General features: G+C 59.4%; 9 protein-coding genes and 1 tRNA gene. 6 read left to right on the top strand and 4 right to left on the bottom strand.

Translation table 11 applies throughout. The features are described from left to right. Nucleotides 1-47 precede the first annotated feature (47 nt). Nucleotides 48-1,007 (top strand): metallophosphoesterase, encoded by a 960-nt coding sequence (locus A5625_RS18900; protein ID WP_066997251.1) that lies wholly within the window; start codon nt 48-50, stop codon nt 1,005-1,007. Between the two features lie 104 nt (nt 1,008-1,111). Continuing rightward, a tRNA-Pro gene (locus tag A5625_RS18905) sits at nt 1,112-1,185 on the top strand. Nucleotides 1,186-1,219: 34 nt separating this feature from the next. On the opposite strand, the gene A5625_RS18910 is transcribed toward A5625_RS18905, so the two are convergent. Next, the gene (locus A5625_RS18910) at nt 1,220-2,413 is read right to left on the bottom strand and encodes a site-specific integrase (protein ID WP_082984463.1); all 1,194 of its coding nucleotides are present in this window, start codon (nt 2,411-2,413) and stop codon (nt 1,220-1,222) included. Between the two features lie 161 nt (nt 2,414-2,574). Between A5625_RS18910 and A5625_RS18915 the strand changes: the two genes are divergently transcribed. From A5625_RS18915 to A5625_RS18925, 3 genes are all read left to right on the top strand, one after another. Beyond that, complete coding sequence (locus A5625_RS18915; RefSeq protein ID WP_066997257.1) at nt 2,575-2,784, top strand: AlpA family transcriptional regulator; 210 nt, start codon at nt 2,575-2,577, stop codon at nt 2,782-2,784. Between the two features lie 104 nt (nt 2,785-2,888). Beyond that, complete coding sequence (locus tag A5625_RS18920) at nt 2,889-3,839, top strand: hypothetical protein (protein ID WP_066997260.1); 951 nt, start codon at nt 2,889-2,891, stop codon at nt 3,837-3,839. A gap of 607 nt (nt 3,840-4,446) precedes the next feature. Beyond that, nucleotides 4,447-4,950 carry a hypothetical protein gene (locus A5625_RS18925; protein WP_066997263.1) on the top strand — a complete coding sequence of 168 codons (504 nt, stop codon included), beginning with the start codon at nt 4,447-4,449 and terminating at the stop codon, nt 4,948-4,950. Nucleotides 4,951-5,054: 104 nt separating this feature from the next. Here A5625_RS18925 and A5625_RS18930 read toward each other — a convergent pair whose 3' ends face one another. Then, nucleotides 5,055-5,663, bottom strand: a complete 609-nt coding sequence (locus tag A5625_RS18930; protein ID WP_066997305.1) for a recombinase family protein — start codon at nt 5,661-5,663, stop codon at nt 5,055-5,057. A gap of 305 nt (nt 5,664-5,968) precedes the next feature. Between A5625_RS18930 and A5625_RS29230 the strand changes: the two genes are divergently transcribed. Next, complete coding sequence (locus A5625_RS29230; protein WP_156748367.1) at nt 5,969-8,374, top strand: hypothetical protein; 2,406 nt, start codon at nt 5,969-5,971, stop codon at nt 8,372-8,374. Between the two features lie 370 nt (nt 8,375-8,744). Here A5625_RS29230 and A5625_RS28520 read toward each other — a convergent pair whose 3' ends face one another. Next, nucleotides 8,745-9,323 (bottom strand): DUF3761 domain-containing protein, encoded by a 579-nt coding sequence (locus A5625_RS28520; protein ID WP_082984460.1) that lies wholly within the window; start codon nt 9,321-9,323, stop codon nt 8,745-8,747. A 418-nt stretch (nt 9,324-9,741) separates the two neighbouring features. Next, the gene (locus tag A5625_RS18940) at nt 9,742-10,755 is read right to left on the bottom strand and encodes a hypothetical protein (protein ID WP_066997269.1); all 1,014 of its coding nucleotides are present in this window, start codon (nt 10,753-10,755) and stop codon (nt 9,742-9,744) included. Nucleotides 10,756-10,780: the final 25 nt, after the last annotated feature.

A 10,780-nucleotide genomic window follows, 5' to 3' on the forward strand; every position in this document is an offset into this window, starting at 1 on the left:
ACCCAAGAGATATGCTGCCAGTCCGCGACCGGCAGTAGGCTGCCAACATGGCTGATGTTTTGCCCGCCCTGATACGTGCCGGCGCAGCCGCGGTCGGTACCAGCGTCGCCGGCCTCGGCTATGCCGCGGTCGTCGAGCGCAACGCATTCGTCCTGCGCGAGATCACCATGCCCGTGTTGAGTCCCGGCTCCACGCCGCTGCGGGTGCTGCATGTCAGCGATCTCCATATGACGCCCGGCCAGCGCCGCAAACAGGCATGGCTGCGCGAGCTGGCCGGCTGGGAACCGGATCTGGTGGTCAACACCGGTGACAATCTGGCCCACCCCAAAGCCGTGCCGTCGGTCATCCAGGCACTGGGCGATCTGCTCTCACGACCGGGTGTCTTCGTGTTCGGCAGCAACGACTACTTCGGGCCGCGGCTGAAGAACCCGCTGAACTACGTCACCAACCCGTCGCACCGGGTCCGCGGTGAACCGCTGCCCTGGCAGGACCTACGGGCGGCGTTCACCGAGCGCGGCTGGCTCGACCTCACCCACACCCGGCGCGAGTTCGAAGTCGCCGGTCTGCACGTCGCGGCCGCGGGTGTGGACGACCCACACATCGACCGGGACCGCTACGACACCATCGCCGGGCCGGCCAGTCCGGCGGCCAATCTGCGGCTGGGGCTGACGCATTCGCCCGAGCCCAGGGTGCTGGACCGGTTCGCCGCCGACGGCTATCAGCTGGTGATGGCCGGACACACCCACGGCGGTCAGGTGTGCTTGCCGTTCTACGGTGCGCTGGTGACCAACTGCGGTCTGGACCGCTCGCGCGCGAAGGGACCGTCCCGCTGGGGCGCGAACATGCAGTTGCATGTCTCCGCCGGGATGGGCACCTCGCCATTCGCGCCGGTGCGCTTCTGCTGCCGGCCGGAGGCGACCCTGCTGACGCTGATCGCCACCCCGATGGGCGACCGGGACGCGGTCAGTGACCTGAGCCGTTCGCAGCCAACAGCATCGGTGCGCTGACGGCCAGACCCCGGTCGAGCTCGAACATTGCTCCTGGCAGTGACGTCGGGCACCGCGGTTTGGCCAGCCGATGGCCCGGTGCGATAGGCTGTCGGAGCTTCAAGCGGGGTGTGGCGCAGCTTGGTAGCGCGCTTCGTTCGGGACGAAGAGGCCGTGGGTTCGAATCCCGCCACCCCGACTCAAAGAGCCTGGTAGCAGGCTCAACGAGGTCACTAGGCAGTTTGCTGCAGCGTACTCGGTACGTTTTTCTCGTCAGTTTCACTGTTGCTGTTGGCAGTTGAGGGTTGGAGCGCCGCCGTGCGGTGCTGGTCCAGCACATCAGCCAGTGCATCTAGGTCGGAGTCAAACAGGTCTGCGTACGTCCGCAGTGTGAGGCTCGGGTCTTCGTGGCCGAGCATCCTCGCGAGCGCTAGGACGTTGCCACCCGCCGACACCGCCAAGCTGGCGGCTGTGTGCCGCAGGTCGTTCGGTGTCACCTTCGGGAACTCCTTCGGCGAATCCCTGGCGACATTGAAGACGCGTGGCCGCCAGTGGGAAACGCGGAGCGCGCCACCGTTGGACGACGCGAAGAGCAGATCCTCTCGGCCCTTGCCCAGCATGTGCTCGCCCAGGTCACCCACCAAGAAAAGCGGAAAAGGCACTGAGCGGCGCTCGTGGTCCTTGGGCGACTTCCAGTTCAGGCGGCCATCGGCCTCGGCCACTGCTTGAGTGATCTGCAAGCGGCGGCGAAGCATGTCGACTGAACCGACGGAGAGCGCCGCAAGTTCACCCCAGCGCAGGCCCGTGTAGGCCAGGAGGCGGATCACTAACCCGTGATTCTCTCCGGCGGCGAGCGCCAATTCCTCCACCTGCTGATGGGTCAGGTAAGCCCGTGACCTGTGCTGACGCCTGGGCGCGTTGATCCCATCGCATGGGTTGCGGATTAACCTCCCATCGTCCACTGAGTCCTTGAGTACCATCCGCAGCACGCCGAGCGCATTCTCGATGGTCGGTACACCTAGCCGCGCATCAACCAAGTCAGCTACCCATGCTTTGATGTCAGGAGGCAAAACCTTTGTCACCTGCAAGTCGCCCCACTTGTCAGCGACGTGCGCCCGCCAGGTGTGCTGGCGTGTAGCCCTCGTCGTCTCTGCGATGTCCGCCTTGCGAATCCAGCGCGAGAATTGCTGCGCTACAGTCCATTCCCCGCTGACTGGCGGAGCGATGTCCATGCCACCACGCGTGATCTGCTTGAGCCACTCGTTGGCTTCGGCCTTGTACCTGAATCGCCGGGTGTGCTCTTTGCCGCTGCTGTCGACGTAGCGTGCGCGGTACTGCATGCCCTTGTTGTAGAGCTTCGTCCGCTGCCCAGACCTGCTGACCCACAGGTTCTCTACGCCTTGACGCTGCCCTCTTGGTTGCTCCATGGCTCGGATCGTAAGGTACGCGTCCGACTGTGCGACGGGGGATTTCACGCTCGGAGCGCCACGCAAATTTTCCCGGTATACGTCGAACGGGCCGTGATCCAATTAAGGAAGACAGTTGAAAGTAGCTGGTCAACAACAGCTATCGCGCCCTATGGAGAACAATGCCTAGCACAAAGCACGACGACGAACTGCTCAGTATCAACGACGCTGCCGCCCTGAGTGGCCACAGTGTCGCCACCTACCGCTGGTATCGCGCCAACGGAATCGGCCCGAAGAGCTGGAAATGTGGCCGCTACGTCCGCTACTGGCGTGCCGACGTTCTCGCATGGATGGCCGCACAAGAAGCCTCGACCGCTCGCGGTGGTGTCTAGTGACGCACCCGACCGTAACGCCTCTCCGTGCGTGCACATACGCGCAGGTCAGACCGCTACCCATCGTCGCAACCCGTACTTCCAGAGAAAGCCAGTAACACCTCGTGACCCGCAAGCTCTATGTCAACGTTCACCAACTGCTCCGCGACGGGCTACAACACCCGACGCCCGATGTACTGCCGTTCTCAGATGATTTCTGCCTTTTCTACTCAAGTTCGTTCAATCTGATCTACGGCGACACCGAGAGCGGAAAGACCTGGCTATGCCTGGCCGCTGTAACGTCGGTACTGAAGCAGGGCGGTACAGCGACCATCATCGATCTGGACCACAACGGTGCTCCGGCTTTGATCGGTAATCTCATGAAGCTCGGCGTTGACACCGAAATTCTCGAAGATTCCGGGCTTTTCAGGCTGTCAGAGCCAGGAGACCGGCTGGATCTGCAAGAGGTCGTCCAAGATCAACTCGTGATCAAACCCGATGTGGTCGTGTTGGACTCACTCGGTGAGATCCTTCCGCTGTACCGAGCTAACAGCAACAGCGCGGATGACTTCACCACGGTGCACGCGGATGTGATTAAACCGCTAACCCGTAACGGCGCAAGCGTTCTAGTGGTCGATCATCTGGCGAAGAATGCCGACTCCCGAAACTTCGGCCCAACAGGTACAGCCGCAAAGATGCGGGCCACAGATGGCCTGGCGATTCGCGTCACCGCGGAGCGGCAATTCACGCCCGGCGAGGGCGGCAAAGCAAGATTGCAGGTGTATAAGGACCGCTATGGCGGCGTGCGAAAGCACTATCCCAGTGAAACCAAGCCTGCCATAGGCACTTTCGAGCTGATCTCCAGCGACGAAGCGATAGAGTACGAGTTCCACAGCGCCCAGGTCGTCTCAATCGATAAGTCTCACACGCAGAATAATCCAAGACAGTTAGCTGAAGACGCGGCTAGGCTGCGCGAGTTCTACCGCGTCAAACCCACAGTGCGGGAAGCCCGCAGCACGCTGAAGTGCAGTCAAAACCGTGCTTTGCGAGCAGTTAACGCGTTCGCCGACACCTAAGGCGAGGCTGTCGCGTGACAACCTGTTACCCACCGATACGGGACTAGAGGTTGCAGCGCCAGTAGCGACGTGACCAGGGGCTTCCCTCCGGCTGTACGCCCTGTTACCAGCGATAGCTGCGAAAGCGACGACTACCAATTTGCATGGCACGACTGAAAATTGCCGGAGAGAGACGGCGTGAGTTGCCGAGAGTGTCCGCCGCGTGGCGCTGTGGGGACCTCCCCCAGGCAAAGGTATCGAGAAAGGATCAGGGAACCATGAGCCGCTGCAGACAGGTTGAATGCGGAAGGCGAGCGCACTCACGGGGCTGGTGCACGACGCACTACCGTCGCTGGCGCTCCGGCCAGCCCATGGACGCGCCGATTCGGCGCTACACGCAGAAGGTTAGGCCGAAACGGAAGAAGCCTTTCGAAGCCGAGTGGGCGTTGTTGAAGGAACTCGGTCTAGCGTGAGCGGTGGATTGCGCCAGCCAACCGCTGCGTCGAGGGCCCTCAGGTCTTAACGTTGGTCTGCCACCCACGCCAGCAGTCCCATCATGGCCGAAGCCATCTTCTTGTCTGGTCGCGCGTCGTGATCGAGATTATCGTCAGCAGCGAAGGAACGAAATTTGAACGAAACAGTTGTCGCGGCAATCGTCGCCGCTGCGCCGGCCATCGTCGCAGCCGCCTTCGCGGGATGGCAGATTCGGTACCTTGCGAAGCAGACCGAGCAAGCGAACAAGGTTGCAGGTTCGTCAGAGCTGCGCGGGATCTTCGACTCATTCCATAACGTGCTGCGATATCTGCTTGAGGAGCCCGCGTTTCAGCCTTGTTTCTTCAACGGGGCTGACTGGAGGAAGCTTGATGCGGAACTACGGTCGAGCGCCGAACTGCTGGCCGAGATGTTCGCCGACGTACTAGAAGATGGGCTTCTTACAACGCGCCTTCATCCCGCCACCGAATCCAGAGGAGACTTCGAGCGATTTTCACGCTACCTTCTGGATCAAAGCCCGGTCCTAATGCATGTAGTGGGCACCCGACCCCATTGGTTCTGGAAGGAAGTCTTCGTCTTCTATCGAGAGAAGCTAGTCGACGATGAGAAGGCGTCCGGGCAGCGGACGAAGGCGGACTAGATCGGCCACCTCACCATGCGTACACCCCAATTACCGTCGCCCGGCACCACCGACATGGCAGCAGCGACAAGGTGACAAGCGGAGCGGAGCGGGCCGCTCTTGGTTCAATTGGCATCGCCGTCGTCCTCGGCTAGCGCGCGGTAGACGGTCGCACGACTCACACCCAGCGTCGTAGCAATTGTGCTCGCCGACTCACCGCTGGCGTGCATGCGCTGCGCGAGACCCGTTTTCTCCGCGTCGAGTGCCTTTGGGCGTCCGATGTGCTGGCCTCGCGTCCGACGTGCCTCTCGTGCCGCCGCCCGTCGCTCGCGACCGAGTTCTAGTTCCAATTCGGCGAGGCTCGCAAGGACTCCGGCCACCATGCGCCCCGCTGCGTTAGACGTATCGATGCCCTCACGGAGTGAGCGCAGAACTATGCCCTTCTGGCTCAGATCGCGGATGGTGGTCATCACTTCGGCTGCGTTCCTGCCGAGCCGGTCGATTCCGACCACGACGATGGCGTCCCCGCGGCGAGCGTAGTCCAGGAGCTGGGCGAGTCCCGGTCGCTGCTCGCGGGTGGAGGTTCCAGAGAGTGTGTCGCTATAGATCCGCTCGCCGTTCACGCCTGCTTGGACAAGCGCGTCGATCTGTTGGTCGAGGGATTGGTGTCCGGTGCTGACTCGGGCGTAGCCGAGATGTTCGCCGGTACCGGTGGGGGCTTCGATGGAGACCATGCCATCCAGCGTCTCAAACGTCGCAAAAGTCAGCAATATGCAACTCTAATTTTGAGGCATGATTTGAGACTCGATGAGCTGGTAGTTTGCTGGCTACAATCGATCCCGGTGATGTCGTCTCAGATCTAAAGTACTGAGACAGATCCTGCCTCAGGCCGAACAACATGCCAGACGCGCAGGGACGCTCAGCGTGCAAAGTCGACCAATCACTTGACTGGCACGGATCGCGGAAATACGTTCCCCCAGACCAGCCCAGTGTGAGAATGCTGGGGTGGCTCCCAACCCCGAGTGCATCGGATACATCCGTGACTACGTATGAGCAAGCGAAAGACACGTTGCTGGCGCTCGCGGAGTCCACCAGGGGATTCGACGGCAACGAGGCGACCACTCGACTACGCCTGATTGACGCTGTACTCAAAGACGTACTGGGATGGTCGCCAGATGAGATCGCCTGCGAAGAACATGTGGACGGCGAGTACCTCGATTATGTGCTTGGCAACCCCGAGAGACGCGCTGTGGTGGAGGCTAAGCGCACGGCGAGGACATTCGACGTTCCAGCGGGAGTGGAAAGCGGGTTGCTTGATCTCGCTACGGTACGTACTTACAACATCAGCAACGAGAAGGCAGTCGACCAGGTACTCGACTACTGCCAGACTTCGGGAATCGGTCCTGCGATCCTTGCCAACGGACATCAGTTCCTGGGATTTCTAGGAAGCCGCTCCGATGGGCGAAAACCTACCGATGGGAAGGCAATTTATTACAACTCGCTGGATGATATTTATAACGACTTCCCGCGCTTCTGGGACTATTTCTCACGAGACGGTTTAATCCGTGGCGACTTAACCAGAGTCTTGCAATTGGGCTCTACTGCTCCACCGCCGCCCGCTCCCTTATCCAGTCGCATACATGAGTATCCAGGCTTCCGGGTTGGATCTGACATGGAAACAGATCTTCGAATACTCGGAGATCTATTTATCCAGGATATTGTCCGCGAAGAGTCAATCACAGACGAGTTTCTTACTGAATGCTATTGTTCAAGCGGGGCGCTTTCTCAATATGCGGTTGTAAGCAAGGAGATATTGAGGTCTCGTTACACAGTACTGAGTCAGCAAGCCAACATCGAAAGTGCGCGCGAAAAAGAAGGCCCGAATCCGCATATCAAAGATGACCTGATAGCTAGCGCAATTGTCAAAAGGCCAATCGTTTTGCTCGGCGATGTGGGAGTTGGCAAAAGCATCTTTCTTAAACATCTATTTCGTGTCGACGCAACCGACCTGCTCGATAAAACAATCATATTCTATGTCGATTTTCTTCAGCACTCTGGTTTAGTAGATGACGTTCCTCAACATATAGTTTCTTCAATAACCGAAACGCTCAGATCGTCTTTAAACATCGAGACCACAGATCGCAACTTCGTACGTTCTGTTTATAATCGCGAAATTAATACCTTTAAGCGTGGGATCTTCGGTACGCTCGAACAAGAAGACCCGCCGGAGTATCGACGCCGTGAAATCGACATGCTTTCAGAACACGTTTCAGACGGTTACGAGCATGCGAGACGCTCGCTGCGCTTTCTGCAAGGGTCTCGCGGCATAAATTTCGTAATCGCCCTCGACAACGTGGACCAGCATCTGCCAGGTTTTCAAGAGCAGATTTTCATTGCCGGCCAGTCTTTGGCGGACACATGGCCGGTGGCAGTATTCATGTCTCTAAGGCCTGATACTTTCCATGCATCGCGGCGGTCGGGAGCACTTGCGGCATATCAACCCCGGGTATTCACAGTATCACCACCACGAAGTGATCTTGTGATTTTGAAGCGCCTACGTTTTGCACGTAAGCAACTTGTGGAATTTGGTCGATTGCCAGGTTTCCCCGAAGGTTTGACGCTTGACTCGGACAGCCTCCTCGTATATATCGATGTGTTATTGAAAGCTTTTGAGACCAACGATGATCTGATTCAGCTCGTTGACAATCTCAGTTCGGGTAACACACGCCGTGCACTTGATTTTATTTCTACTTTTGTGGGCAGCGGCTATGTGCAGACTGAGCGTATTCTACGGGCGCATCGAGATGGTCAACAATACATAATACCCATACACGAATTTACGCGTGCCATATTGTATGGGGATTACCGATATTACGATCCTAGCACTTCGCCCGTTCCAAATTTGTTTTCTATCTCAAAGAGCGACGGCAAGGAGCATTTCTTGTCGCCAATGTTGCTTGCCGCGATTCAAGCAATGGGCGAACGGGAAGCCGAAGGGTTTGTCGAAGTTACACATGTCTATGAATTATTGCAAAGGCTTGGATACGATGGTCATCAGATAGAGGCCCATTTATCTGCGGCTTCGGAACGTCAATTAATAGAACTAACCGATCATAGCGACACCGGACGACTTGCCCGGATCAGTCCAGCGGGCGGTTACCTACATAAGGTGCTAATTGTCGACTTTGCCTATGTAGATGCCGTGGTCGTTGATACCCCAATTTTAGACCCCGCGATTCGCTCTGAAATACACGACGTTCACGACATCAATCAGCGTAGAGAGCGCGCAGAGATATTCATCAGGTACCTTTCGGCGTGCTGGCCATACGGGAACGACGAATTGCCATTTTCATGGCCTCGAATGCGTCGGCTCTGGAATAGCAACGCTATGCGAGTGCGTCGCGGCGCAGAGCGCGCAGCAGCGCGGCGTGTACGAGATCCGTGACGATCCGCCGGCACGCCGACTGATGATGACTCCGCCTACGCGCCCCCGCAGTCTTCCGGGGATTCATCTGCATAATGTCCGCGGCGTCGAGCCCTTTGGGGAAGTCACGGGCAAAATAGCTGGCGGAGTCGCCGCTTTGGCTTCCGGCTAGAGCCAGGGATTGCCCATCGCTTATTCACCGATAATGACCGCGAACCACCCGGAATAGACCGGATCCACTAGGTTGCCTGCGGCACGAAAGCTACTGCGGCGCAACGCATACGTGGGCGTAACTGGAATTGACCGGAACCGCCGTCCGAGAATCCGTCGATTCGCGGGTTCGTTCCAAATGTTTCCTCATGCTCCACGCGCTAAGCGACGCAAGCCTCCGTCAGCCGCCGAAGTCTGGACAGTAGGCGCTTATAGCCGCGTCGACCATTGCAGTGGCCGCCCCGAGTGTTCCGTTGACTGTGTTCTGCATCGTCGTTGTGATGGCGAGGTCTCTGCTTTCGTCGCCATTCAGTAGGTGGACACAAAGTTCGCGAGCAGTGCCAGTCATTAGCACAGGATCGCGAATGATCATGCCCGGAATTTGAGATACCAGGCCGAGGAAGTAGGTGTCGGCGTCGGCTGGCTGCGCAGCCGCACCCGCGAGTGTGGAGTGCGACGAATCGCAGGGACACCACTCTGCTACACCGTCGTGGTGGGAGCACGTACCACTCCGGGTCACACTGTGGGAATAGAGCCCGTCTCCACACTCGGCGGTTGCGCCAACTGGGTTGTCGTCGACTCCCTCGACGCATTCACCCGTCCTCTTGCTCCTGTAGTCGCATGGCGATTGTGGGAACGGCAGCCGCGCCGTCAGAACGCGATCAGGTGCCCCTGGAAATGCAACCGCGTTAGCCGATGAGGGTAGGCCGATAGCGGCCATGGTGATGGCAACACCGATCAAGGCAGCCCGGACCAACATGCGCCAAACCTCCCAATCGGAAAGTTGTGTGTTCCGTGACGTTGCCCAGTCGTCGGTCGGAGCGTATGCCTCAACGGAGTATTCACACCGGGATTTGTAAAAAGTGACCCGGATGGCCCGCCCGGCTATTCCCCACGCGGACCAGCGGTCCGGTCCTCAACGGATACGCAGACGGGTACGTTTTCTCTTGAAACGGCCATCGCTAATAAGTGTTGGGTGTTGGCGGGACGGTGCTGCTTAGCAGCTAGTACGCGTGGATTTCCACAACTAGCCCACGACAGCCATATTGCCTAGTCGTCGTCGTTCGGGACGAAGAGGCCGTGGGTTCAAATCCCGCCACCCCGACTCATGTTGCGGCAGTTCGCGGCGACGCCGGGCGCCAGCCCTCAGGGCGACGGCGCCGTGAACTCCGAATCCATCACTTCATCGTCGCCAGGTTGTGCCAGAAGTTTTTCAGGCTGTCCGTTCCGCCGAACAGCGTGGTGAAGTTCGTGGAGTCGACAAGCACGATGTCACCGGCTCGTTCGGCGGCCGGCGGCATCCAGATCAGGGCGTTGAATTCGCTGTTGCCCGCCGCAGTAAAGGGGTGGGGCCGTTTCGGGTCCACGCGTTGTCTGCCGAGCACCCGCAGTAGATCGCTCTCCGGAGCGGTGATCTCGTAGTGCGGCAGATGCGGGTGAAAGTTCAGCGTCGTGACGTTGTTCAGCAGCCCCGGCGCGTCCAGATCTCGAAAGCCGGTCAGCGGCGCGATCTCGTCGGTTCCCTCCACCAGAGCGGGACGCAATCCCCACGTGTTGTGCACGGGAACGTCGAGCGCCTTCATCAGCGAGCGCGTGTATGCCGTGAATCGTTGCTGCCGCGGCACCAACGGGTCCCCGTGGTGCAGGTACTCGACCTGACGTTGGGCCGGGTCGTCGGTGAAGCCGACGTCGTGGTGTGGCGCCAGCAGCAGGCAGGTGCCTTCGCGTTTCAGCCACTCGCGAAGGGCGGCGATTTCCTCGGCCCGCGCCTCCTCCTGGCCGACGAGATGGTCGAGCCCGAACACCATCAGGGTGTCGGTGTCGGCCAGTATTCGTTCGTCGATCAACTGCTGGTAGCCGGCCTGGTCGATGCGCTGGAACACGGCGACGGGATGGCCGGTCGCTTCGCTCGCCAATGCCTGGAACGCCAGGGTCGAGCGGTGGAAAAGTTCCAACGTGCCCGCGATGCCCTGCAAGAAGTGCGCCTCGTCCCAGTTGGGGCCCTCGTAGTGGGGCCACGCCGCGCGGCGCACTTCGGTGATGGTCGAGAAGCGGTTGTCCAACGCGGCAACATCGCGTTGGGATTCCCACGGATAGCTCCACGTCCAGTAGATGCTGATGCGGCGCGCGCCGGTGTGCGGGCGCATGACATGGCTTTGGTTGTAGGTGCGTGCCGCAGGCAGAGTGGTCATGATCGTTTCCCGGTTGTCAGTCGAG

The sequence above is a fragment of the Mycobacterium sp. 1465703.0 genome (genome assembly GCF_001672975.1).
In the GTDB taxonomy this organism is placed as follows: Bacteria; Actinomycetota; Actinomycetes; order Mycobacteriales; family Mycobacteriaceae; genus Mycobacterium.